The 24512-nt window shown below is 44.2% G+C and carries 19 protein-coding genes; 16 read left to right on the top strand and 3 right to left on the bottom strand.

All coding sequences use genetic code 11. The features are described 5' to 3' along the window. Positions 1-48: 48 nt before the first annotated feature. Positions 49-2475 carry a DEAD/DEAH box helicase gene (locus MsAc7_RS05060; protein ID WP_338101841.1) on the top strand — a complete coding sequence of 809 codons (2427 nt, stop codon included), beginning with the start codon at positions 49-51 and terminating at the stop codon, positions 2473-2475. Between the two features lie 130 nt (positions 2476-2605). Here MsAc7_RS05060 and MsAc7_RS05065 read toward each other — a convergent pair whose 3' ends face one another. Next, positions 2606-4234, bottom strand: coding sequence for a methylamine methyltransferase corrinoid protein reductive activase (locus tag MsAc7_RS05065; protein WP_338101842.1), 1629 nt, complete (start codon positions 4232-4234; stop codon positions 2606-2608). 622 nt (positions 4235-4856) lie between these two features. Between MsAc7_RS05065 and MsAc7_RS05070 the strand changes: the two genes are divergently transcribed. Beyond that, positions 4857-5882 carry an MtaA/CmuA family methyltransferase gene (locus MsAc7_RS05070; protein WP_338101843.1) on the top strand — a complete coding sequence of 342 codons (1026 nt, stop codon included), beginning with the start codon at positions 4857-4859 and terminating at the stop codon, positions 5880-5882. A gap of 468 nt (positions 5883-6350) precedes the next feature. On the opposite strand, the gene MsAc7_RS05075 is transcribed toward MsAc7_RS05070, so the two are convergent. Further along, positions 6351-7343 carry an AIR synthase family protein gene (locus MsAc7_RS05075; protein ID WP_338101844.1) on the bottom strand — a complete coding sequence of 331 codons (993 nt, stop codon included), beginning with the start codon at positions 7341-7343 and terminating at the stop codon, positions 6351-6353. 241 nt (positions 7344-7584) lie between these two features. Then, complete coding sequence (locus MsAc7_RS05080) at positions 7585-8742, bottom strand: CRISPR-associated protein Cas4 (RefSeq protein ID WP_338101845.1); 1158 nt, start codon at positions 8740-8742, stop codon at positions 7585-7587. 196 nt (positions 8743-8938) lie between these two features. Here MsAc7_RS05080 and MsAc7_RS05085 point away from each other — a divergent pair, with 196 nt between their 5' ends. The 14 genes from MsAc7_RS05085 (at position 8939) to twy1 (ending at position 24440) form a co-directional block, all read left to right on the top strand. After that, positions 8939-9682, top strand: a complete 744-nt coding sequence (locus tag MsAc7_RS05085) for a helix-turn-helix domain-containing protein (protein WP_338101846.1) — start codon at positions 8939-8941, stop codon at positions 9680-9682. Positions 9683-10670: 988 nt separating this feature from the next. After that, positions 10671-11720, top strand: a complete 1050-nt coding sequence (locus tag MsAc7_RS05090; RefSeq protein WP_338101847.1) for a hydroxymethylglutaryl-CoA synthase — start codon at positions 10671-10673, stop codon at positions 11718-11720. Between the two features lie 11 nt (positions 11721-11731). After that, the gene (locus tag MsAc7_RS05095) at positions 11732-12904 is read left to right on the top strand and encodes an acetyl-CoA acetyltransferase (RefSeq protein WP_338101848.1); all 1173 of its coding nucleotides are present in this window, start codon (positions 11732-11734) and stop codon (positions 12902-12904) included. A 5-nt stretch (positions 12905-12909) separates the two neighbouring features. Further along, a complete protein-coding gene (locus MsAc7_RS05100; RefSeq protein ID WP_338101849.1) occupies positions 12910-13302 on the top strand; it encodes a Zn-ribbon domain-containing OB-fold protein in 393 nt (130 codons plus the stop codon). A 327-nt stretch (positions 13303-13629) separates the two neighbouring features. Beyond that, on the top strand, positions 13630-14337 hold the full coding sequence (locus tag MsAc7_RS05105) for a hypothetical protein (protein WP_338101850.1): 708 nt from the start codon (positions 13630-13632) through the stop codon (positions 14335-14337). A gap of 46 nt (positions 14338-14383) precedes the next feature. After that, the gene (locus MsAc7_RS05110) at positions 14384-15019 is read left to right on the top strand and encodes a hypothetical protein (protein WP_338101851.1); all 636 of its coding nucleotides are present in this window, start codon (positions 14384-14386) and stop codon (positions 15017-15019) included. 349 nt (positions 15020-15368) lie between these two features. Next, positions 15369-15656 (top strand): hypothetical protein, encoded by a 288-nt coding sequence (locus tag MsAc7_RS05115; protein ID WP_338101852.1) that lies wholly within the window; start codon positions 15369-15371, stop codon positions 15654-15656. Positions 15657-16023: 367 nt separating this feature from the next. Continuing rightward, positions 16024-17049 carry a flap endonuclease-1 gene (gene fen / locus MsAc7_RS05120; RefSeq protein ID WP_338101853.1) on the top strand — a complete coding sequence of 342 codons (1026 nt, stop codon included), beginning with the start codon at positions 16024-16026 and terminating at the stop codon, positions 17047-17049. A 726-nt stretch (positions 17050-17775) separates the two neighbouring features. Further along, on the top strand, positions 17776-19401 hold the full coding sequence (gene sepS, locus MsAc7_RS05125) for an O-phosphoserine--tRNA ligase (protein ID WP_338101854.1): 1626 nt from the start codon (positions 17776-17778) through the stop codon (positions 19399-19401). 195 nt (positions 19402-19596) lie between these two features. Further along, positions 19597-19854 (top strand): PRC-barrel domain-containing protein, encoded by a 258-nt coding sequence (locus MsAc7_RS05130; RefSeq protein ID WP_338101855.1) that lies wholly within the window; start codon positions 19597-19599, stop codon positions 19852-19854. A 239-nt stretch (positions 19855-20093) separates the two neighbouring features. Next, a complete protein-coding gene (locus MsAc7_RS05135) occupies positions 20094-20519 on the top strand; it encodes a flavodoxin (protein ID WP_338101856.1) in 426 nt (141 codons plus the stop codon). 222 nt (positions 20520-20741) lie between these two features. Continuing rightward, positions 20742-21707: a tyrosine--tRNA ligase gene (locus MsAc7_RS05140; RefSeq protein WP_338101857.1), complete on the top strand. Its 966-nt coding sequence runs from the start codon at positions 20742-20744 to the stop codon at positions 21705-21707. 522 nt (positions 21708-22229) lie between these two features. Next, positions 22230-23396 (top strand): chromosome segregation ATPase, encoded by a 1167-nt coding sequence (locus tag MsAc7_RS05145; RefSeq protein WP_338101858.1) that lies wholly within the window; start codon positions 22230-22232, stop codon positions 23394-23396. 78 nt (positions 23397-23474) lie between these two features. Further along, positions 23475-24440, top strand: a complete 966-nt coding sequence (twy1, locus tag MsAc7_RS05150) for a 4-demethylwyosine synthase TYW1 (protein WP_338101859.1) — start codon at positions 23475-23477, stop codon at positions 24438-24440. Positions 24441-24512 lie beyond the last annotated feature (72 nt).

Consider the following 24512-nt stretch of genomic DNA (forward strand, 5'->3'; position numbering starts at 1 on the left):
TTCAGACAGATTTCTGTCAATTTAAATTATCATTTGAGAGTTGATTCGATGCCGGAAAAGGAATATATTAAGCATCCGCTGATTTTGGAAAACGCTGTTGAGCAGCGCCTCTATCAACTCAATATTGCTTCCGGCTGTACAAAAAAGAATTCACTGGTGGTTTTGCCGACGTCTCTTGGAAAAACCGTTGTCGCGCTTTTGATTATGGTTGCCCGGCTGGAACGCGCCGGCGGAAAAGTCCTTTTGCTGTCGCCAACAAAACCGCTTGTGGAGCAGCATTTTTCTTTTTTCTCCCGCGTTTTAAAACTCGGGGACGGAAAAGTTGCGGCGTTTACGGGCGGCGTTGCCCCGGAAAAACGCGGCGACATTTGGAACGAAGCCACAGTCATCATTTCAACGCCGCAAGTGATTGAAAACGATCTTCTTTCCCGCCGAATTTCTCTGAACGACGTTTCCTGCGTTGTCTTTGACGAGGCGCACCGAACCGTTGGCGATTACGCGTACACGTATATTGCGCAAAAGTATATGGAAACCGCTAAAAATCCGCTTATATTGGGAATTACAGCCAGCCCCGGCAGCGAAGATGAAAAAATATCCGACGTTTGCCAAACCCTGTCGATTGAAAACGTAATCGTTAAAACCGAAAACGATGCCGACATCAAACCGTATGTTCATCAAAAAGAAGTGGAATGGATCATGCTGTCCCTCCCGAAAGAAATGGCGGACATTGAAACGGCTCTCAAAAGGGTTCTTGACGACCGACTCCAAAAGCTTTCCGAATACGGCTACTCTCTCGGAACCAAATATGTCGCCAAAAAAGATTTACTCGCCCTTCAAAAAACGCTTGCGAACGAAATGAAATCCGGAGACGTCGACTCTAACGTTTACTCGGCGATTTCGGTTCTGGCGGAAATTATGAAAATCGAGCATGCCGTCGAACTGATTGAAACACAAGGCACAAAACCGCTCCTTGCTTATCTCAGAAAACTGGAAAGTGAAGCGTCGTCATCAAGTTCAAGCAAAGCGGCAAAACGGCTCGTCCACGATTTGTATTTCCGTCAAGCGCTTCATTTGGCAGAAAACAGCGATGTTGAACACCCGAAATTTTACGCCGTCCGGGAATTTGTTCAAAAGCAATTGACGGAATTTCCGGAGTCGAAAATCATTGTTTTTACCAACTTCCGAGATACCGCCAATACCGTCTTAGAAGCGCTCTCGGATATTTCCGGCATCCGCCCGGTTCGTTTTGTCGGGCAAGGCTCGCGCCATAAGGACAAAGGACTGACTCAGAAGCAGCAGACGGAAATACTGGATCAATTCCGAAGCGGCGAATTTAATGTGCTGATTGCGACATCCGTCGCTGAAGAAGGACTGGACATTCCGGCCACAGATATGGTTCTTTTTTACGAGCCGATTCCGTCGGAAGTCCGAAGTATTCAACGAAAAGGACGCACCGGCCGGTTCCAAACCGGACGCGTGATTGTTTTGGTGACGAAAGGCACCCGCGACGAAGCTTACCGCTGGAGCAGCCAAAGCAAAGAGAAAAAAATGCTTTCGACAATGAAAAATCTTCAAAAGGCTTATTCCGATAAAGAAGAAGAGGAAGAGCCGCAAAAAACATTTTCGGATTTTGAAAAAGAGTTCAAGGAAAAATACCAAACCCAAAGGAAGGAAAAGGAAACTAAAAACGAACTCAAAATCAATGAAGATCTTGAATTCAAAGATAATTCGACGGGAGACGACAGAATTGAAATTGAGGCTGATGATGAAAATCCGGCTGATTCTTCCGCTGTAACCGGCAATTTTTTCCAAAAATCAGATTCTCAAACCTTGAAAATATTGGTTGATAACCGTGAGATGAGAAGCGGGGTTCGAAAACGTTTGGAGGCGGAAGGCGTTGAACTTCAAATGGCGCAATTGGAAGTCGGCGATTATGTCATCAGCGATGAGATGGCCGTCGAACGAAAAAGCGTCGCTGACTTTTCCGCGTCTCTTTTAGACGGAAAGCGTAATCTGTTTTCGCAATTAGTTGACTTGTCCAGAACGTACAAAAAACCGGCGTTGATCGTGGAAGGCGAAGAAAACATCACAGCCGGACATATGATTAATCCGAATTCCATTCGCGGCGCTCTTTTGTCGATTGAAATGGATTTGAACGTGTCGATTTTTTATACCAAAAACGAAGAAGAAACGGCACAGTTGCTGAAAATGATGGCGAAAAAAGAGCAAATCAACGAAAAGAAAAGCGTCAACCCGCACGGCAAAAAAGTTGCCAAGACAACGGCAGAGCAGCAGGAATATATTTTGTCATCCATTCCGGGCGTCGGGCCGCACGTCGCCAAACTGCTGCTGAATGAATTCGGGTCTCTTGAAAATGTTTTTGGCGCGACGGAAGAAGACCTTTGCCGGGTCAAAGGTATCGGCAAAAAAACAGCGGGAAGAATTTTGGGCGTTGTGAAAGCGGATTACAAATAATTGTCATTTATAAATCCTTTAAAAAGAAACGAAATGAGTATTCATTTCAGTTTCTTTTTGCAGGGCAACCTGCGCGCGCGTTACAGCACACATTTTTTTGACGCCGTCAAAACCCGGTTTTGGTTATTATTTACTCTTTGCGAACAACTTTCAAGATGGAGTGGTTCACCGCATTTTTCGGGCATCCGGCAATGCAGCGCTTGCAGCTGGAACCCAGGCATTTCTGACTGTCAATAATGATGTAGTTGTCCGGGTCACGCTTTTCAACGACAATCGCGTTTTCCGGGCAGATTTTTTCGCATTTGTGACAGAAAATACAGCCGTAAGCGGGAGCGGTCAGGTAGACGCCGATATGTTCCACCATTTGAATACCTTCTTTTCCGACGTTGTCGATATCGCGGACCACGCGGCGCTCGACGTTCGGGTCGGGGAGATTGTGCGGAAACGGTTCGATTTTGAATGCTTTGAGCATCTCGTCAAACATTTCCATCGGCATGCCCTGCTCCCAATAGGACAGCTCACAAATGTAAATGTCTTTAAACGTTTGAGACGTTGCCATCATCAAGTGGTCGGCTGTAATCTTTTTTGCCATTTTGGACACTTCGTCCAACCGCTCCGGATGAATCGCAAGTTTGCGGGCGAGACCAATGGATGTGTTTCCGAATTGGATGATATTTTTCGCGTAATTCGGGACAGATCCGAGGTAGGCGGCTTTTTTGCCGTCCACGTAAGTGCCGGTCGCGCCTGAAATATAGGCGTATTCCAATTGGTCGTATCCAAGACCGGCGGCTTTCATGAGTGTCAACTGGGCGGCCCGGATGGCGCCGATGGCCTTTCCGATTTCCACAACGTCTTTTTCGGTGATCTCAATATCTTTTCCGAGAATGATTTTGCCGTTGGGCAGTTTCGGAATTTTGGTCATCAGTTTGCTTTTGAGGGCAACCGACATACAGGAAATAACACCGGTTCCGGTAATGCCGATCGGCCGGATCGCGCCTTTTTCAATGATTTCGCCGGTGACCGGATTGATCAGGTCGCCAATCGACGATTGCATTTTTTCATCCAGAACGGTTAAGCGCCAGTAGTTGCCTTCCAAGTTGACGTCGCTGATCGCGCCGGGGCTGGCCAGCATTCCGCACGGGATTCCTTGGCCTTCAATCGCAGGACCGGCGGCAGCGCTGGCAGTAATAATTTTATCGCCGACTTTAATCGCCATTTCGGCATTTGTTCCGTAGTCGGTGACCATACAGGGCTTGGTTTGAACATTAAAATCGGTTTCTGTCATCATGGCAAGCGCGTCTGCGCCGATTTCGTGCTGGATGGCGGGCGGAACAATAATTTGGCAGTCGCCCAGGTCGCAAATGCCGTCGAAAAGCTCTTTGGTGGGGAAAATGCGGGCATCGCGCATGACGTTTTCAATGCCCAATGCCTTTTGCTTTGTTTTTCCGGCGTAAGCCAAGTCGCGGATTTCGATGTTTTGGAAAAGAGACAACTGAATCGGGTTTCCGCAGATCGAAATGTAATCGATTTCTTTCGGGTCGACGCCAAAGGCGTTCAGCATTTTCTTCACGGTTTGAAGCATCACTTCGTTGGCCACATCTTCGCCGGTGACGATGGCGAATTCCAAATGGTCAATGACGTTTCCGCCGGGAAGCGGGTGGCCCATGGTGATGACGGTTTTTATTGTTTCATTTGTTTTCGGATCCAAAAGCTGCGCGCGAAAACCGCTGGTTCCAAGATCGAGTGCGATAACGTACATTTTTTCCCTCTCTCAATTTACATTTTTTAGCGTAAAAACAGCATACTGTCCATCAATAATGCATACAAATAACATCGTATACAATTATTCAATAATATACTGCCCGATGCCATCATTTAAAGCAGACAAAACTGAAAAAATAAATCAATGTCATTCGTTTTTTAGGTTTATTTCCTTTTCGACTCTTTTAGATAACAGACGCATATAATTCAAACCTATTGTATTTTTACAGCGTTGTAATAATTTAACACCTCATGTATAATTTTTATCCGCTATATCATGAAAATTCAGGATAAAATTTAAAAATCTTCAAGGCTTTATGAGTGTAAGTTTATCCGATTGAAATGCACTACATGGCGTTTGCAATTGTTTTTGCAAATAAATTGGATTTTAATCATTTTTTGAAAATGGTTGAAAAGTTGAACGAAAAAATGCGAAAATTAACGAAAGTTAATGATTTCGCTGTTTTCTTTCAAAACTTCAAAAATCAGATAAACGTAAACTGATAAGTAGAACTGATCAGCTTACTGGTCAGATTGCCGGATGCGTCGGATTCATTGGATTTGATGCAAAGGACAAATTTTGAAGTACGGAATTTTTATTCGTCATGGGGGAACTCAAAATGACAACATACACACCAAAAGAAAGATTATACCGCGTTTTAAGAGGAATGGAAGTTGACAGAATGCCGGCCGTTTGTTTCACACAAACCGCAACTGTCGAACAAATGGAAGCCGTTAAGATTTTCTGGCCGGAAGCCCACGAAGACCCTGAAATGCTCGCCAAATTGGCGGAAGCTGCCCACACCGTCGTCGGTTTTGAAGCGGTCCGTGTGCCGTTTGACATCACTGCGGAAGCGGAATTCTTCGGCTGCAAATTAAAAGCCGGAACCCGCGAACAACAGCCCTCCGTCGTCGGACACAGCGTTAAAACACCGGAAGACGTCGACAAATGGAAAAACTTCAAATTCGGCGGCAACGCACGTGTCGACAGAATTATTAAATCCGTCAAAATCTTGGCCGACAAATACGGCAAAGAGCTTCCGATTATCGGTTCCATGATTGGTCCGTTCTCCCTCGCCCAGCACCTCAACGGCGACAACTGGTTTATGGGAATCATGATGGACGACCCGGTTGTTCAACCGCTTCTCGACATGTCTACCGACTTCTGTATCAAATACGCGACCGAAATGGTCAAAGCCGGCGCGGACACCATCGTTATCATCGACCCGACGGCCAGCTACGAACTCCTCGGCGACCAATTCTACGACAAATTCGCAGTTCCGTACCACAAAAAGATCGCGGACGCCATGCGCGCCTTAAATGTCTCCACGATTCTTCACATCTGCGGCGACACCACAAAAGGAATCGTTCTCATGGACAAAGCCGGCGTTGACGGTATCAGCGTTGACCAAAAAGTCAACATCAAAGCCGCAGCTGCCGCATCCAAGCAGGCAAAAATCGTCGGAAACCTCGACCCGGTTCAACTCCTCTGGAAAGGCACCCCGGCCGATGTCACCGCCCGCTGCAAAGAAGCCTTTGCCGAAGGCGCAACCATTGTGACAGTCGGCTGCGGTATCGTGACCGCGACTCCGACGGAAAATTTGAAAGCCTTGGTTGAATACACAAAAACCGCAAAATACAAGTAATTTCGACGTTTGCGTATTTCTCCTAGCGAAAGCCGTTTGCCGTTTGGCAGGCGGCTTTTTTTTTGATTTATTTCACTTTATTACTTGTTTTATTTGATTGCGGCAGCGGCGTACGCGCTATGGCAACACATTTTTATTTGGATTTCAAAAGCCAAAGCCCTTATTGAAATGTCAAAACAATTCGTGCGATCTTTTTAAACTTTCAAGCAAACGTTCCCGAATAAACAGATGCGTATCGCATCTGTTTATTCGGATTCCGACGAATTGAATCGGATTATCGTAGAAACAGTAGATGCAAACTGAAAATAGAAACAGAAGATGCAAACTGAAAATAGGAACAGCAGATGCAACTCAATACCGAAAATCGGATTGTCGCGCAATCATAAAAATCGAATTTTTGTTTTTGCCGGTGCCGCTGCACGCGCGCCAATGCCGACCCCCGTCTTTTAAAAAGAAAAAGATAGAAAGTTAATCTAATTTATATAATTCATCCGATTTTGGCGGCTCTAAAATCTTTTTCTCGCCGGTTTTGACGATAAACCGTTCATCCGCTTTTTCCAAAAATTCGCCGACAACCGTTGCTCGAATTCCTTTTTCATTCAATTTTTCAATCAGCAACTCGGGATTGGATGTTGCCACCATCATGCTGCCGCTTGAAATGAACCGGCAAGGGTTGAGCCGGAAATGGCCGCAAATTGTTTCGGTTTCGGACGCAACCGGAATGCTGTCGGCAAAAACAATCACACCGGCTCCGGAAGCCTCCGCCATTTCCCAAGCGGCGCCGAAAACACCGCCTTCCGTGATGTCGTGCATCGCGTGAACGAATTCAGGTCCGATTTCGCCGGCAACGATTCCTTCTTCCACCACACTGATTTGGGTGATGCAGGATTTGGCTTTGTCAACAAATTGCTGTCCGAACACTTTTTTGAGTTCGGGTTCCTTTTCGTTCGCGATAATGGCGGTTCCTTCAAGACCGACGGTTTTGGTGACGACGATTTTATCGCCCGGTTTTGCGCCGGATGAACAAATAATCTTTTCTTTCCTGGAAATGCCAATCGCCGTCATGTTAATGACGACGCGGGTGACAGCATCGGTCACTTCCGTGTGGCCGCCAATGACGCTCACGCCAATCGCGGTTGCCGTTTCCGCAATTTCAGTCATGAGATTTTCAAGATCGTTTTCTGTTGTTCCCGGCGGAAGAAGAATGGAGACCAAAAGGCCGAGCGGACGAATGCCGCACGCCGCGATGTCGTTGCAGGAAACGTGAACGGCAAGGCGTCCGACTTCTTTGGACGCGCCGGTGATCGGGTCGCAGGATAAAACCGCCAACTGTTCGCCGCAATTTAAAACCGCGCAATCTTCGCCGATTCCGGGTTTAATCATGACGTCCGGGTCGAAGAATTTCAATTTGTCAAAAACGATATTTTTTAAAACATCGTGCGGCACTTTTCCGATTTCCATTGTCCGTTTCCTGAAATTTTTTCTGTTTCAACCGATTTTAATCTGTTTCCGATTGTTCCAAGACTGATTTTCATAACTATACCGCTTCTCTATTTAAAAATTCCCAAACTTGTTTTGAAATCTGTTTTGGTTTTTGTCTTGGGTTTTGTCTTGGGTTTTTTTTTGGATTCTGTTTTGGATTCTGTTTTGGATTCTGTTTGAAAAATCTTTAAAAAAATGTTGAAATTTTGTCCGAAATTTTTCATCCGAAAAGTTTTGAAAAAAATGATGTCAACTTCGGCCGGCATTTTTCTTTGTAATCGCAATGGTCGCAAAACCGGATATTTCGAGCGTTGGGCATTTTTCCGTTTTTCGTTTCTTTCATTTGCCGCAAGATTCGAAAGACGGCTTTCTTATCCTCCAAGCGAGTGCGTCCGATTCTTATTTCTCCGGCATAATCTACGGCAAAATTGCCGAAAACATTTGTTTTTCCGAACTTGTTTTCAAGAAGAAGCACATATGCAGCAGCCGCGATTTTATCTTTTTCCCAAATTCCATTTTGAGGCGCCTTTGACGTTTTAATCAAATATGGGAGAATTTTGTTGTCAAGAACGATGATTTTGTGCGGCGCACCCGACAGATTCAGCTTTTCAAAATAAAAAAGAGCTTTCGTGTGGATCGGATTTGCCGCTGCTTCATAAATTGAAAAGCCGTGGCTTTCGATTGTTTTGGAAACGTTTTGAACCAGTTCCGGAATTTGGCGGATTGTGTTTTCGTAAGCTTCATCAATGGCGGACTCATTTTTTGGTGAGATTTTCTCAACGGGTTTGCTGCTTTCAAAAGACGTCGAATAACCAAAATCCGCGTTTTCGGCGACAATCGCAGACAAGAAGACCGGATTTTGCTTTCCTTGAAGAAGATTGTCCCAAACCGGTTTTTCCGAAAAACTATAAATTTCGTCCGCCGGTTTTGTTTTGGCCAATTCCGCGTTTGAGTCTGTTTTTTTCGGAATCCACAGTTTCATTTCTTCTTTTAAATCATCGGCCAGTTGCTTGATGTCTTTCTCCAGTTTGCGAAAATCTAAAATATCGCCGTTTTCATTTTCCTGAGCGGCGCTGATCACCATTTCCGGTAAAAAGAAACACATTTCTCTTAAAAATTCGGATTCAAAATAATGAACCGGATCTTTTTGAAAGAGGAAACTGTTGGATATCTCATCGTCCCCGCCATTCTTATCGTTTCCATCGTTCTCATTCCGTCGTTTTTTATTTTTGGGGGATGAATCATTAAAGAAAAACAGGCGCGGACAAATTGACCAAGACCGGATGTCTGACACGGTTGTATAGGTTTGCTTTTTTTCAAAACAATACGTTTGAGTCTCTTCTATGACCGAATCTTGAGAATTTTTATTTTGTGTCATAAATCGGAAAAAACAAAGGTTATTCATCTTCTTTTTCATTTTTTCAAAATCGACAGGTTTATATGCGATGAATTTCAGCGATGAAAAGTCCGAAAATTCGGTTTTTAAAAAGCCTGTTGTTTTTGTTTTTTAATTGTCAACCTTTGAAAAAAGGTGAGTTAAGTTTATATTTCATTCAAGCCTTTTCTTGTTCGTCATGACAGACAACGAAGCTTTTGAAAATTTGAAAAAAAGGCTTGCCGAAAAGATGGCCGGAGAGATTACACTTTCCGAAAAGCCCGGCGAATGCCTCAAAAAATGGCGTCTCAACTTCGAAGTATCGCAAACCGATATCTCAAACGCGCTTCAAGTCTCACCCTCGGTAATCAGCGACTATGAAAGCGGCCGGCGAAAATCTCCGGGAACGCTCATGGTCAGTAAAATCGTCGAATCTCTTTTGGCAATCGATACCGAGCGCGGCGGGCAAAAAATTCATGCTTATGAAACAATGCTTACCAATGACAGTTCCAAAGAATCCATCTATTCCACTTACGAATATTCCATCCCGATTCAATTTCAAAAGTTGGTGTCGCTTCTTGACGCTCATGTCCTTTACCGCGGCATGGAGCGCCCGCTTTACGGTTTTTCCGTCGTCGACAGCAAACGTTCCATTTTGGAAATGTCGTCATATGAATTTCAGCGCCTGTACGGTTGGAGTACCGACCGCGCCATGATTTTTACAAAAGTGTCAACCGGAAAGTCTCCGCTCGTCGCCATCCGGGTGACGAATTTAAAGCCGGGCGCCATCGTTTTACATGGGCTTGGTAAAGATGAAGTGGACCCGATGGCTGTTAAAATGGCGGAAGTTGACCGAATCCCGCTCCTTTGTACCACAAAAGACATCAGCGAAGCGATTGCCGAGTTGAAAAAATACGGACAATATTCCATCAAAGGAATCTGACCGGTTTTGTTTTTTGGCACAGCGGCGGACGCGCGCGTTATGGCGGCACATTTATCGGAAAATCAATAAAAACCGGCATTCTTTTTTTCATTCTTTTTGAGCGAAATCAACCATTCTAATTTTTCAGATTGTACCTACGGTTTACGGTTCCGATTGCATCCGCGGTTTACAGTCCCGATTGCATCTGCTATAACTGTACTTAATCCATTGAATCGGAATCCGAGAAAATCAAACGCAAAGCGTTTGATTTTTCGGGAGGGATTGATTGGCAACAAAACCGTTCACAAAAAGCTGAGCGACCAAAGGGAGCCGTTCACGACGCGAACTTATTGTTGTCATCGTTACCCGTCCTTGAAAAATTCCGAAGCGAAGCGGAGGATTTTTTAAGTATGCACTTCATCTATTCTCATATTCGTCGAATAAAAAACGTTGTTGAATTCATTTATTAATATAATATTATATTATTTCCGAAATTTTGGCTATATGGTTCTTTCGGTCCCTTTTATTTTTTAAATTTGCCTCTACTTCCCCCTTATAAAATTTTAACTTCGTCGATACCGTATTTTTTGAAATCATTTTCACCGGTTTTTTCGTCAAATAACGAAGTCACCTACGTTATATTTATATACCTCATGTTCATTTGTGAGATTAAGTTCTCTGAAATCGTGCCTCTTGATTTGGAAGCACAATTTCAGAGTTTCAGAGGTAAACTCAAAGAAATGGTTTAAAATAAAAAACGAAAAATTTGAAGAAACAAAAACGAAAAAACGAACAAAATACCAAACTAAAATAAAATTTAAAGAACCGTTAAGAATCTTTAAATTCTCTCAAAAACCCAAAATAAACAATAAATAAAAACAAAAGTAAAAAACGAATTCTAGAACCTCAAAAAGATCGGGGAGCGTTCTTGAAATGCTCCTCTTTTCTTTTTAATTTTTTTGACTTTAAGCTTTTTTAATGAAATTATTTAAAAAATAAAGGTGAATAAATGACAGTCGGAATTGTTTCCTATGGCGCGTATATTCCCAAATACCGAATTAAAACCGAAGAAATCGCGGGTGTTTGGGGCGGCGACGCCGAAATTTTAAAAGCCGGTTTGAAAGTTTATGAAAAATCGGTTCCCGATGTTGACGAAGACGCGGCGACGATTGCCGTCGAAGCGGCGCGAAACGCGATGAAACGCGGCGGCTTTGACCCGCAAAGAATCGGCGCGGTTTACACCGGTTCTGAAAGCCATCCGTATGCGGTCAAACCGACCAGCACGATTGTGGCCGAAGCGGTCGGCGCGACACCGGATATGACTGCAGCAGACTTTGAGTTTGCTTGTAAAGCCGGGTCGGCAGCCGTTCAAGTTTGTATGGGACTTGTCGGTTCCGGCATGATTGATTTGGGACTTGCGATCGGCGCTGACGTTTCTCAGGGCGCTCCAAACGACGCCTTAGAATACACAGCCGCAGCCGGCGGTGTCGCTTTTGTGATCGGACGCCAAGAATCCGAACTCGTCGCCATCATCGAAGACACATACTCTTTTACAACCGACACACCCGACTTTTGGCGGCGTGAAGGGCAACCGTATCCCGGCCATGGCGGCCGTTTTACAGGTGACCCCGGTTACTTCAAACACGTCACCAGCGGCGCAAAAGGCCTCATGAAAAAGATGGGAACCAACCCGTCCGATTACAAATATGCGGTTTTCCACCAGCCCAACGGCAAATTCCCGGAACGGGCCGCCCAGCTTCTCGGATTTACCAAAGAACAAATCCAGCCGGGACTCGTGGTTCCGAAACTCGGAAACACCTACTCCGGATCCTGTTTGATGGGAATTGCCGCAACGCTTGACATTGCAAAGCCCGGCGACCGGATCTTTGCAACCGCCTATGGTTCCGGTGCCGGTTCCGATGCGTTCAGCATTCTTGTGACTGACAAAATCGAAGCCAAGAGAAACTTGGCGCCGTCCGTTCAGCAACTTCTGGCCGACCCGATTTACTTGAGCTACGGTAAATACGCGCACCACAAAGGTAAAATTAAGTTCGGATGAGGAGGGATAACATGAGAGAAGTTGCAATTGTCGGTGCGAAAACGACAGAATTCGGAGAGCTTTGGGAACGGTCCTTGCGTGACATCGTTGTCGAAGCCGGTATCGGTGCGATTGAAGACGCCGGAATTTCCGGAAAAGAAATCGACGCCATGTATGTCGGAAACATGAGTGGCGGCCGGTTCGTGGAACAGGAACACTTGGGAGCGCTCATTGCGGACTATTCCGGTCTGGCGCGCGGACTTCACGTTCCGTCTACCCGTGTGGAAGCGGCATGTGCTTCCGGCGGTTTGGCGTTGCGCCAAGCGATTCAAGCCGTTGCTTCCGGTTACAGCAATGTGGCCATTGCGGCCGGTGCCGAGAAGATGACAGACATTTCATCGTCGGGCGCCACCGACGCTTTGTCGGCTGCGGCGGACCGCGAGTGGGAAGGCATTCAAGGAGCGACATTCCCGGGCATCTACGCGATGATCGCAAAGCTGCACATGAAAAAATACGGAACAACCGGCGAACAATTGGCGGCGGTTGCCGTGAAAAACCATGAGAACGGAATGCACAACCCGATTGCTCAATTCAAGAGCAAAATCACCATCGACCAGGTTTTAAAATCCATTATGGTCTCGGACCCGCTTCACATTTTGGACTGCTCCCCGGTATCGGACGGCGCGGCCGCTGTTGTGGTGGTTCCGGCTGAAGACGCCTTGAAGTACACGGACAAACCGATTTATGTGAAAGCCAGCGCTCAAGCCAGCGACACCATCGCTCTTCATGACCGCCGTGACATCACAACGCTTGACGCGACGGTTGTTGCCGGAAAGCGCGCCTATGAAATGGCCGGACTCACTGTAAAAGACATCGACTTCGTCGAAGTTCACGACTGTTTCACCATCGCTGAAATATGTGCGATTGAAGACCTCGGATTTGCCGAAAAAGGCAAAGGCGGCGTTGTCTCCTTAAACGGTGAAACCAAACTCGGCGGACGAATTCCGGTCAACCCCTCCGGCGGTCTCAAATCTTGCGGACACCCGGTCGGCGCGACCGGCGTCAAACAAGCCGTCGAAGCCGTGACACAACTGCGCGGCGACGCCGGCAAACGTCAAGTGGACGGCGCAAAATACGGCATGACTCACAACGTCGGCGGCTCGGGCGCGACGGCTGTTGTGCACATTTTCTCAAACGAGAGGTGATTTAAATGACAGTACCAAGATTCTGGAGAGAGCAGGCGAGCCGGTACAACTTAGTCGGGTCCCACTGCAAAACATGTAATGAATACTTCTATCCGATCAGAAACCTTTGCCCGAACTGTCGCAGAGACGGTGAGATGGAGCAATACAAATTCAAAGGAAACGGTGAAATCGTGACGTATACGATTACCCACACCACATCCGACGAGTTCAACGATTTGGTTCCGTACACGCTTGCCATTGTCAAGTTGGACGAAGGCCCGTGCTTAACCACGCAAATTGTGGACGAGCCCGAAAAAGCCGACATCGGAAAGCGCGTTCACTCCGTGTTCAGAAAACTCGGCAGCGACGGTGAGGACGGAATTCTTTACTACGGCACGAAATTCGAGTTGGACAAATAACTTTTTGGGTTTTTTCTCCATAATGAAACAACTGACATTCTTTTTGTCGGTTGTTTTCTTTTTTGTTTTTCATTTTGTTTCATTTACATTTTACTTTTTTTTGGTTTTTGCGGCGGGGCATACGCGCGCGTTATGACGACACATTTTTGTTTCAAGTTTTAAAAATCTGCGGATGGTTTAAGATGTCAATAAATTGAAATGAGAAATGGTCGATATGATCATGTTTTTAATTTTATATATTTATTATATTATTATTTGATAAATTAAAAACATTTAAGAAAGAGAATAACAGTTTCATTTTATTAAAAATATAAGCAGGTAAGACGAATGAAACTCAAAATTATTGTTGTCGGAATTCTTCTTTTGATGTCGGTTTTTGCGGGCGGCTGTTTGAACAGTTCTTCCGACGATACAAGCACAACTGTTTGTGACATCAATGAAATCAACAGCAATCGGAAATCTCAAGACTATTATTCCGGTCAACCGATTGCCGTTGATTGTACCGACATCAAAACGGTCAGTTTCTTTTCCAATCCGGATAATAGACCCAACGACAATTTGAGCGTTCGGGCTTACAAGTTCAACAGCATTTCTTCCAATGTCGACTATGTTTCTTATGATCCGGTCAATGTCACAAATTGGTCCGACGTTGTGGTTTACGGCACAGTGAAAGAGGTTCGTTCTTTTTGGACAACGCCGGACGGAGCCGAGCCGAATTTGGGTGAAATTCAAACTCGGGAATGGATGAACTATCTCACAAATGAAACGGAATCGGAAGAGTATCTCGACGCCGGCAGTTATGAAATTTATACATACGTTTATTTCACGGTCGACGAACGGGTCAAAGGGGAAACTCCTGATGTGATCAATCTTTATTTACCGGGCGGTCAAGTCGGTAATGTTGTCATGTATGGCGGCGATTTCCCGAAATATTGGGATTTCAAGGAAGGAGAACAATATTTGCTCTATTTGGAAGAATATTCGGATGAATATGACTTGATTATGCCATCCGGAATTCGAAAAGTTGTGCCTTAACATTGGTTTTAATTCTTTATTTTTTCAACCGTAAGAGATGAAGTCTATGAAACTCAAAATCATTGGGATCGGAATCATTCTTTTGATTTCGATTTTGGCAACCGGCTGTGTCGGTGAACCCAAAGATTCGCTCAATCCTCTCGGAAAAGATATTTCCGAGTTTGAAACCGGTGCCATGGACAATATTCCTCGCGGTGACGGCCTGCTCTGGTACAGCACATGGACAAATTTTTGCGGCGCCGGTTTTTCAAATGAAACACTTACTTCGGAAGCCGACTTAATTTTTTACGGAACGGTCACAGAAGTTCGCCCCTCGGTTTGGTCGACATCAGACGGAAATACACCGGCGGTTTTGTATTCGGAGTCAGCGATCGTTGGAAAAGGCGGATACGGAAACGAAACCTGTTTTTATGAAGTTGATAAAGTTTCAGTTCCCGGTTTGGATGAATACATTTATACGGATGTTGTTTTTGAAGTTAATGATTGGGTCAAAGGACCGCAAACAAAAGATGTCACGATTCAAGTTCAGGGTGGGCAGGTTGATCAGTTTGTCATGCCGGAGTCGTATTATCCGGATGCTTGGGATTTGAAGGTCGGGGATAAATATTTAGTCTATGCGAAAAACTGGGGGACGGAAAATTATACCATTGTGTTTCCGGGACTTTTTGTTGTGAATGAATAATTTATTTTTTCATTTTTCCGTTTCATTTTATCGACAGTTTCCCGAATTTTCGACACTTTTTTGTTCATTTCGGTTCATTTTTTGTCTGTATCCTTGCTTGCCCTCGAAAATTTCGAAGTATAGAGGCAGAGTCTTGTTATACCAATCATCAATCATTATTACGTTCATCAACGAAATACATATATACTTGCGAATTGATTATCGACTACTAACGATAAGTTGATGTCTGATGCCTTTTTGGCAGAATGATCATTGAATTATCAAAAGTGAATTTAAATATCTTAAAATGAAAATTTAATGAAATTTTGAATTTCACATAAAACTTCATTTACAGGAACGGAATCTGCATATGCTCCTTACGGTTGAACCGATTGGCAGTATTAGAAAACAAGCGAACAAAACCGAAATATTAATTTATTCGGAATTTGAGCAAGTCGTCACAAGCATGGTTAATAAATTCGGCGACCACCCTGAAAAAGGACAAAAATTATTGGTTGTCCACAAATGTAAAGATGGGGCGCGGCAAATTAAAATTTCTGAAGCGACATTGGTTGAGCGCAAAGGAAATATCTTAACTGTTTCTAAATTCGACGCGGCAGAAGGCCCTGTCATTGATATCACAACACAACCCTCATAACCACAATCGATTTTTGAATGATTCTAAAATGATGGACGAAAGTCTGTATTTTTGAATAAATCTTTCATTTCAGTTTGCATCTGCGGTTTCTATTTTCAGTCTGCATCTGCGGTTTCTATTTTCAGTCTGCATCTGCGGTTTCTATTTTCAGTCTGCATCTGCTGTTTCCAATTTTGCCATCTTTCATCGGAATCCGAGAAAATCAAACGCAAAGCGTTTGATTTTTCGGGAGGGTTTGCCTGTTATTTCAAAAAAACTGCCCGCGATTTTTCTAAACTTGAAAAAAATTGTCGCTATAACGCGCGCGCATGCCGTCCGCCTCCAAATCATTTTATAGAACGTTTTCCTTTTTCCTCTTGGTGAAAAAATGGGTGCGGATATCGGCGATTTGCTGGAACGGGACGACATTTCCATGAAAGATTTGGATGGAAAAATCGTTGCCTTTGACGCTTTTAATGTGATTTATCAATTTGTGACCACCGTTCGCGGGCGGGACGGGCAAGCGCTTTCCGATTCCAACGGAAACATCACCTCGCATCTGACCGGACTTCTATACCGGACGGCGAGTTTTGCGGAGGCCGGCATCAAGCCGGTTTTTGTTTTTGACGGCGAACCGCCGGAACTGAAAGCCGAAACAATTGAAAAGCGCCGTGAGCTTCGGGACAAGGCGCATGAAAAATGGAAGCTGGCGGTTGAGAAAGGCGACGCCGCTGAAATTTACAAATACGCGCAAGCATCCGCCCGCATTGACCCGCAAGTGATTGACGAGTCAAAAATGCTTTTGTCCATGATGGGCATTCCGATTGTTGAAAGTCCGTCGGAAGGCGAAGCGCAAGCGGCTTTTATGCTTGGAAAAAAAGATGTGGATTTTGTGTCGTCTCAGGATTATGACGCGTTCATTTTCGGCGCCAATTCGGTTGTTCGGAATTTAACAGTCTCCGGCAAACGAAAGCTTCCCGGAAAAAGCATTTATGTGGATGTTGTGCCCGAAAAAGTCGATTTGAGCAAAAATTTGCAGCGGCTTGGAATCACGCACGAACAGTTCATTGACATCGCTTTGTGTGTCGGCACGGATTTTAACAAAGGACTTGAGCGTGTCGGCGCGAAAACCGCTCTCAAGTTAATTAAGGAAAAAGGAACGGTCGATGAAATTCTCCGGTCAAAAGACAAAGAAGACCTGATTCCGGCTTATCATTCGGCAAAAGCGTTTTTTGAACATCCGCCGGTGACGACCGATTACGTGCTCAAATGGGAAAAACCGGATGCGGACAAAATGGTTGAGTTTTTATGCCGCAAACGCGACTTTTCCGAAGACCGGGTTTTGAACGCGGCTCAAAAATTGAATGCGGCCAGATCAGCAAAAAAGAAAACGACCTTAGACCAATGGTTTTGATTCGGCGGCGGCATACGCGCGCATTAAGGCGGCACATTTTCATTCCGATTAGGATGGCAACGCCACTTTTAATTTGAACGGTGCAGCAGCTGTTTTCCAAATATTGGTTTGTATCTGCTGTTTTCTATTTTCAGTTTGTACCGGCTGTTTACAGTTCCGGTTGCATCTGCCACTCCTGCATCCAATCCTTTGAATGAAATCCGCTTAAACAGACGCGATGAGCGTCTGTTTAAGCGGAGAGGTTTGCTTGACTCAAAAATCGAAATTGCCAAACAGTCTTGCTTGATTCAAAAAAATCCCCCCCAATTTTTGAAATCTAAATAAAAATGTGTTGCTGTAACGCGCGCGCTAGCTGGCCGCCAAAAAAAGCAAAACAAAAACAGCGACCGAAGGGAGCCGTTCGCGCAGCGAACTTACAGATGCAGACTCCTCCCCACTCTTTGAAAAATTCCGAAGCGAAGCGTAGGAATTTTTAAGCGGAGCCGTTCGCGCAGCGAACTTACAGATGCAGACTCCCCCGCCCTTTGAAAAATTCCGAAGCAAAGCGTAGGAATTTTTAAGCGGAGCCGTTCGCGCAGCGAACTCTTTGGAAATAGACTCCCCGCCCTTTGAAAAATTCCGAAGCGAAGCGTAGGAATTTTTTGTGACAAAGATTAATAATGAAAAGATGATTTTAAGAGTCAATTTGAATTTTTATTTTGAAAGATAACTTTGATGAGGAAAATTATGAGATTTGACCCGAAAACCGTTCGCGAGGAAAAAAACGACCATTTCGAAAAAGCGTGGAACGAGACAAAAAAATACATCAAAAAAGCGCCTCTTGAAGAAGAATATCCGCGCCTCCAATTGGGTTTTGGAAAGCCGCATCCGGTTTATGATACGATTCAACGCCTCCGGGAAGCGTACATGAGAATGGGATTTATCGAAATGATGAACCCGCTCATCGTTGACGAAAAAGATGTGCACAAACAATTCGGCGAAGAAGCGCTGGCTGTTCTGGACCGCTGTTTCTATTTGGCGGGACTGCCCCGTCCCAACGTCGGCATTTCCGATGAGCGCATCCGGATGATTCGCGACATTTTACCCGGAACCGATGACGACGGCATTGAAAAAATCCGGAAAGTTCTTCACATGTACAAAAAAGGAACGATTGAAGGCGACGACTTGGTATTTGAACTGTCCGAACAGCTTGGCGTCGAAGACGCACTTGTCGTCGATGTCATTGACAAAGTTTTCCCGGAATTTAAGGAACTCAAACCCGAAGGAACCACAAAAACCCTGCGCAGCCACATGACCAGCGGCTGGTTTATTTCCCTTTCCGAACTCCTCGAACGAAACGAGCCGCCGTTTTCTCTCTTCTCCATCGACCGCTGCTTCCGCCGCGAACAACAGGAAGACGCGTCCCGCTTAATGACCTATTATTCCGCCTCCTGCGTGATCATGGACGAAAACGTGACAATAGACCACGGAAAAGCCGTTGCCGAAGGCATCCTTTCCCAATTCGGTTTCCAAAAATTCATGTTCAAACCGGATACGAAGCGCAGCAAATACTATGCGCCCGATACGCAAATTGAAGTTTATGCTTACCACCCGAAACTCGACGGCGGCAATACCAAATACAAAGACGGCTGGATTGAAGTCGCCACATTCGGCATTTATTCCCCCTGCGCGCTCTCGGAATACAACATCCCGATGCCGGTGATGAATCTTGGTCTCGGTGTTGAGCGCCTGGCTATGATTGTGCATGACGCCAAAGACATGCGCTCTATGTCCTATCCTCAATTTTCACAATACGGTGACTGGGAAATGTCGGATTCAAATCTCGCGCGCCAAGTCAAACTCGTCAAAATGCCGGCCACCGATGCCGGACGGGAAATTGCGGACGCGATTGTCGACGGCTGCAAAAAGTACGGCAAAACTCCAAGCCCATGCGAATTTGAAATTTGGTCCGGACAACTGAACGGCAAAAAAGTCACCGTCAGATTGGTGGAACCCGAACCGGACACCAACCTGTGCGGACCCGCCGCCTTTAACGAAATTGTGGCTTATAACGGCGATATTCTCGGAATTCCCAACGATAAAAAATGGCAAAAAGCTTTGGAAAACCATTCCGCAAGAACCGAAATAACGTTTATCGGTGCGTTTGCGGCAGAAGCAGCGGCGGAAGCTGAAGAGGCAGTTTTGTCGGGACAATCCGAACACGAAACCCGGGCTCGCATGATCAAAATGCTTTCCGAAGTCAATTTAAAATTGACCGACCTTGGACAAAGGTATATTACCGGAACCAAAAAGAAAATCGATGTTCGCGGACCAATGTTTACAACCGTTCAATTCAAAATTGAAGACGAATAAAATAAAACAAAAATAATATCCGAATCAAATATAAATGAAATTGAAATAATTCATGAATAAATTGAATTTCAAACAAATAATTTATATTACATTTCAGTATTATGTTATACAATCAGATTATCAAGTAGTCTATTCCATAATTACAAATCCGATACACACCCTCTTACTTCCAAATTCCAATTCAAAGGCGAGAACATGCGAACAGAAATTACTTCACTTTTTGGTTTGGACATTTATACCGTCACCGGTATTTATGTCGGAAAAGTTGTTGATTTAATCATTGACGTCGAAAGCCAATCCGTCTCGGGACTTATTGCCAACCAAGTCAACACAGACGTTTTTGATGTGGCCGGCGAAGGCGTCATTATTCCGTATCGCTGGGTTGTAACAGCGGCCGACATTGTTTTAATTCGAGACGTTATCCGCAAATTCCAAAAAAAATCCGATGAATAACGGTCTGTCTGATTTTAAAATTGTGTCATGCTGTTGACACATCTCTTTTTTATTTTTACGGTTATTTTTTTGATTGAATTTTTAAATTTTCAATTCTTTTTGAGCTCCTTTCATTTTTCAACTTCATAATTATAATTTAGCATCTATTGATTCGTAATAACGAATTAAATTCGCATAAACGAAATTCATATATATTTGAATTCGGATATTGGATTTGAATATTAAAGGATGTGAAATTCATGAATATGCTGATTGTCTACTGGAGCGGAACCGGAAATACGGAAACGATGGCTAATTTAATTAAAGAAGGCGCCGCAGCTGCCGGCGCTGCCGTCACCCTGAAAGAAGTTTCTGCCGCAAATATGTCCGATGTTGAAAAAGCCGATGTTGCCGCGTTCGGATGTCCCGCTATGGGCGATGAGATTTTGGAAGAAGACGAATTTGAGCCGTTTATGAAATCCGTCATGGGAACTTTGAAAGGCAAAAAAGTTGGCCTTTTCGGATCTTATGACTGGGGAGATGGTGAATGGATGCGTCAATGGTCAAAAGATGTGAAAGCGGCCGGCGCCAATCTTTTAAATGACGGGTTGATTGTAAACTTAGAACCGGTCGGAGACGACATCAACAAATGTAAAGAATTCGGAAAAATGTTGGCCCAAATGTAACATTTTTCCTTTTTTTTCTTATTTTCCTTTTTTTCATCTTTCACCGGCGGCACCGCGCGCGTTATTGCAACACATTTTGTATATATTTTAAAAGGATCCGTCCCTATTTTTCGCTTTCAAAAATTCAAAAGCCGCCTCTGTTTTTGAGCAAAATTTATATTCTAACGGTCAGTTATGTTTTCATCTTCAAACAAACGCAAAAATAAATTTTGGAGCCCTTTTATGTTATCCGAATCTGAAAAGATGGAACTCATCAAACGAAATATTGACGAAGTCGTCACCGAAGAAGAAATGGTTGAACTATTTAAGAAAAATCCCGCGCCAAAAGCCTATGTCGGCTACGAGCCGAGCGGTAAAATCCACTTAGGACACGTGCTGACCGTCAACAAACTCCTTGACCTTCAAAAAGCCGGCTGTCAAATCACAGTTCTGCTGGCGGATGTCCACGCTTATTTGAACAAAAAGGGAACATTTGAGCAAGTCAAGAAAATCGCCGATTACAACAAACGCTGTTTTATCGCGCTTGGTCTTAAAGAAGAAAATACACGCTTCGTTTACGGTTCCGATTACCAGTTGGGACACGAATATATGCTCAACGTCATTCAAATGTCACGCTCGGTCACCTTAAACCGTGCCACCCGCAGCATGGATGAAGTCGGCCGCGCCATGGACAACCCGATGGTATCGCAACTCATTTACCCGATTATGCAATCACTTGACATTGCGCTTTTGGATGTCGACATCGCCGTCGGCGGAACGGACCAGCGAAAAATTCACATGCTGGCCCGCGAGCATCTCAAGGATTTGGGATTTAAAACACCGGTCTGCATTCACACGCCCATTCTTTTGGGATTTGACGGCAACAAAATGTCGTCATCCAATGACAATTTTATTTCCATCGACGACACCGCTGAAGATATTGAAAAGAAATTGAAAAAAGCTTACTGTAAGCAAGGCGATGTTGAACAGAACCCGATTTTGGAACTTTTCAAATACCACATCTGCCCGAGATATGGTCAGATCGTGATTGAGAAACCTGAAAAGTTCGGCGGAAACTCCACTTACAATTCTTACGACGAACTCAAAGAAGCCTTCGCCGCTGAAAAAATTCACCCGATGGATTTGAAAGCCGCCGCCACCAAATACCTCAACGAAATTTTGGACCCGGTGCGGGCTGTCCTGATGTAACGTCACGAAATATTATGACAACGTGGTGATTGGATGAGATTTTCTCGTTCAATTATTTTTTCTTTTTTATTCTTTCTTTTTTCATTTTTTTTCTTTCATTTCTTTTCTTTCATTTCTTTTCTTTCATTTCTTTTCCTTCGTTTCTTTTCCTTCGTTTTCTTTTCCTTCGTTTTCTTTTCTTTCCACTATTGCTTCTGTCGGACAGCTGCGCAACGTGTTGACTGCACTTTCGATTTTCAATAAATCATTCTCCGGATTGAATAATGCATATTTAGCAGGCTCATTTCAACAACAATGGCGAACTTGTAACAGAATAGAGTGACAGGAATTGAAATAAGAAAAGTGAAAAATATAATAAATCAACAAAATTGAAAAGAAAAACAAGCTAAAATGACAAAAGAATAAGCCTTGAAAATTCTTATATCCCTGAAACGATTATAAACATTAAACTTTATTTCATTTACTAATCCATTCATTATTGTTGTTATTCTTATCGCAGTTATCAAATCACCGGGTGCGTTTATGATTTACACTTATCAGGACGGAACAGAGCTTCCGATTCAACGAGATTTTATTCAGGATTTAAAAAATTATGTGGAATGCCTTGGAAAGGTTCTGCCTCTTGAAAATTCGATCATTGAAAGGAAGGACGAAGATAAGGAAAACATCACCCACATGAACCGGAAATTAATGATTTTAAGTAAATTCCGCGACGACCTGCTTCACGCGCTTCCGCTCAACGAGGGCAGCGAAGAACTCGAAATTTTAAAACCGTGCGTTTCCGAAATCATTGATGTTTGCGACAAAAATATTCGAAAATCCCGGGAATCTTTGGAATTTGAAACCAACCAAATCAAAAAGGAATCCGCCGTTTTGATCAAAAGCAAAGAAATCGAAATCTTAAAAACGCTCAGCCCGTTTTTGGTATCCAGCGTCTACGGCGCTAAACGCGCTTATGTGATAACGCAAGAACAAAACGGTTTGTCCGGAATGTTTTTCGGATATATTTCCGGCCTTCAGTACAATTATCAACTCCATTTCAATGACGACCGGCTGACAGTTCAAAAACTGCTCGGAAAATTAAATGTTCCGCACATGGCCAAAACCGGTCTTTTCATGAAAGAAAGCAAGCCGCGCGTCAGCAGTTTATCAGATTATTTCGTCCAAAACATTCAGTACGACGACCCGTACAATTTCCTTTTGGAACTGGAAAACAAGAAAAAAATCATCAAGATTATCCGCAAAAATGGCAACTTTTCTATTTTCGATGACGGTCAAGACATTACCGCCGACACCGATTTGTCAGCGCTGATTGAGGAAGCCGAGCTTCAAAAAATTCCGGAAAAAATCACGGATTATATTAAAAAGAATGTGGCCTCCTTCGAACTCAAGGAAATCTTCATTGATGAAGACGATGCCATTCTCAACAATTTGATTTTCGATTGTATGAAAGTAATTGCCGGGCAATACGGTTCAATCGTTCACGAATGTATCCGAAAAAGTTCGATTAAAAGTGAAATCTCAATTAAAATCCAAATGGAAGACGGGACCCGAAATGAGAAATACATTTCCAAAGAAGAATTGTATTCCAAATTGGCCAACCTTGGCGGCGAAGGTCTTGAAATTGCCGGAATTATCGGTGTCGAAGCTTCAAAAGGGGCCGGTGCAAACCGTTATTTGATTGTTTGACCGATACCGTCATTCAATTTTTGATTTCACTTTATTCACAGCCATTTCATTCTTATTTTTTCATTTTTGGTGGAAATAATGGAAAATCCCGAAAAAATCAACTTCAGTTATTCTTTGGAAGAAATTTCCATGGACGAGCTCATGCGTCGCCAAGGATATGCCAAAGCCGGCCGGCACTGCGCTGTCAAAACCTGCGCCTGGCTTAAAAATTCCATGAATGGGACCGGCGTTTGTTACAAATCTTCTTTTTACGGCGTCGTTTCTCACCGTTGTCTTCAAATGACGCCGACGCTTCTTTGCAATCAGGAATGTATTTTTTGTTGGCGGCCGACAGAAGTTTCAGCGCCCGCGCCGGAGGAATGGGATTTTCCGGAACTTATCGTTTCCGAATGCCTTAAAGCTCAAAAAAAATTGATTACCGGCTTTGGCGGCTCCCCAAATGCTGTTCCTGAAAACTACGAAGAAGCCAAAACGCCGAGTAATGTCGCGATTTCACTCTCCGGCGAGCCGACCTTTTATCCGCATTTGCCGGAACTCATCCAAGAGTTTGAAAAAAAAGGCATGACCACGTTTGTTGTCACCAACGGCACAAATCCCGCCATGATCAAAAAGATTTTTCCGTCCCAGCTTTACATGAGCCTGGACGCAACGACGGAAGATACGTACAACAAAGTCTGCCGTCCGAAATCGCCGGCCCTTTGGAACAAAGTGATGGAATCGCTGGACGTTCTTCAAGAAAAGAAAAAGGCCGGCGTCCGAACCGCCGTTCGGATTACGGTCGTGAAAGGCCATAACATGACAGATCCGGAAGGATTTGCAAAACTTATCAAACGCGCCGACCCGGATTTTGTAGAAGTGAAATCGTACATGCACGTCGGATTTTCAAGACTGAGATTGTCCCGTTCCAACATGGCCGAACAAGAAGAAGTCAAAGCGTTCGCCGAAGAAATCGCCGCCGCAGCCGGATACAAATTCGCCGGCGAATCCGAAGCCAGCCGAGTGGTGGTTTTGTCGAAGGATGGAAAAACGACACCTGTTGATTGATTGTTACAACATTTTGTGACAGAATATTTTTAATTTTTTGCAGCGTCGGCGCGTGCGTTATAGCGACACATT

Origin of the sequence: Methanolapillus millepedarum (assembly GCF_032594115.1) — an archaeon.
GTDB classification, from domain to species: Archaea; Halobacteriota; Methanosarcinia; order Methanosarcinales; family Methanosarcinaceae; genus Methanolapillus; species Methanolapillus millepedarum.

Excerpts from the sequence above, each read along its gene's own strand:
- MsAc7_RS05070 (WP_338101843.1), top strand. The coding sequence starts at position 4,857 with ATGACAACATACACACCAAAAGAAAGATTATACCGCGTTTTAAGAGGA.
- MsAc7_RS05110 (WP_338101851.1), top strand. The coding sequence starts at position 14,384 with ATGAAACTCAAAATCATTGGGATCGGAATCATTCTTTTGATTTCGATT.
- MsAc7_RS05115 (WP_338101852.1), top strand. The coding sequence starts at position 15,369 with ATGCTCCTTACGGTTGAACCGATTGGCAGTATTAGAAAACAAGCGAAC.
- MsAc7_RS05085 (WP_338101846.1), top strand. The coding sequence starts at position 8,939 with ATGACAGACAACGAAGCTTTTGAAAATTTGAAAAAAAGGCTTGCCGAA.
- MsAc7_RS05145 (WP_338101858.1), top strand. The coding sequence starts at position 22,230 with ATGATTTACACTTATCAGGACGGAACAGAGCTTCCGATTCAACGAGAT.
- sepS (WP_338101854.1), top strand. The coding sequence starts at position 17,776 with ATGAGATTTGACCCGAAAACCGTTCGCGAGGAAAAAAACGACCATTTC.
- MsAc7_RS05135 (WP_338101856.1), top strand. The coding sequence starts at position 20,094 with ATGAATATGCTGATTGTCTACTGGAGCGGAACCGGAAATACGGAAACG.
- fen (WP_338101853.1), top strand. The coding sequence starts at position 16,024 with ATGGGTGCGGATATCGGCGATTTGCTGGAACGGGACGACATTTCCATG.
- MsAc7_RS05100 (WP_338101849.1), top strand. The coding sequence starts at position 12,910 with ATGACAGTACCAAGATTCTGGAGAGAGCAGGCGAGCCGGTACAACTTA.
- MsAc7_RS05140 (WP_338101857.1), top strand. The coding sequence starts at position 20,742 with ATGTTATCCGAATCTGAAAAGATGGAACTCATCAAACGAAATATTGAC.
- MsAc7_RS05090 (WP_338101847.1), top strand. The coding sequence starts at position 10,671 with ATGACAGTCGGAATTGTTTCCTATGGCGCGTATATTCCCAAATACCGA.
- MsAc7_RS05130 (WP_338101855.1), top strand. The coding sequence starts at position 19,597 with ATGCGAACAGAAATTACTTCACTTTTTGGTTTGGACATTTATACCGTC.
- MsAc7_RS05075 (WP_338101844.1), bottom strand. The coding sequence starts at position 7,343 with ATGGAAATCGGAAAAGTGCCGCACGATGTTTTAAAAAATATCGTTTTT.
- MsAc7_RS05060 (WP_338101841.1), top strand. The coding sequence starts at position 49 with ATGCCGGAAAAGGAATATATTAAGCATCCGCTGATTTTGGAAAACGCT.
- MsAc7_RS05095 (WP_338101848.1), top strand. The coding sequence starts at position 11,732 with ATGAGAGAAGTTGCAATTGTCGGTGCGAAAACGACAGAATTCGGAGAG.
- MsAc7_RS05105 (WP_338101850.1), top strand. The coding sequence starts at position 13,630 with ATGAAACTCAAAATTATTGTTGTCGGAATTCTTCTTTTGATGTCGGTT.
- MsAc7_RS05080 (WP_338101845.1), bottom strand. The coding sequence starts at position 8,742 with ATGACACAAAATAAAAATTCTCAAGATTCGGTCATAGAAGAGACTCAA.
- twy1 (WP_338101859.1), top strand. The coding sequence starts at position 23,475 with ATGGAAAATCCCGAAAAAATCAACTTCAGTTATTCTTTGGAAGAAATT.
- MsAc7_RS05065 (WP_338101842.1), bottom strand. The coding sequence starts at position 4,234 with ATGTACGTTATCGCACTCGATCTTGGAACCAGCGGTTTTCGCGCGCAG.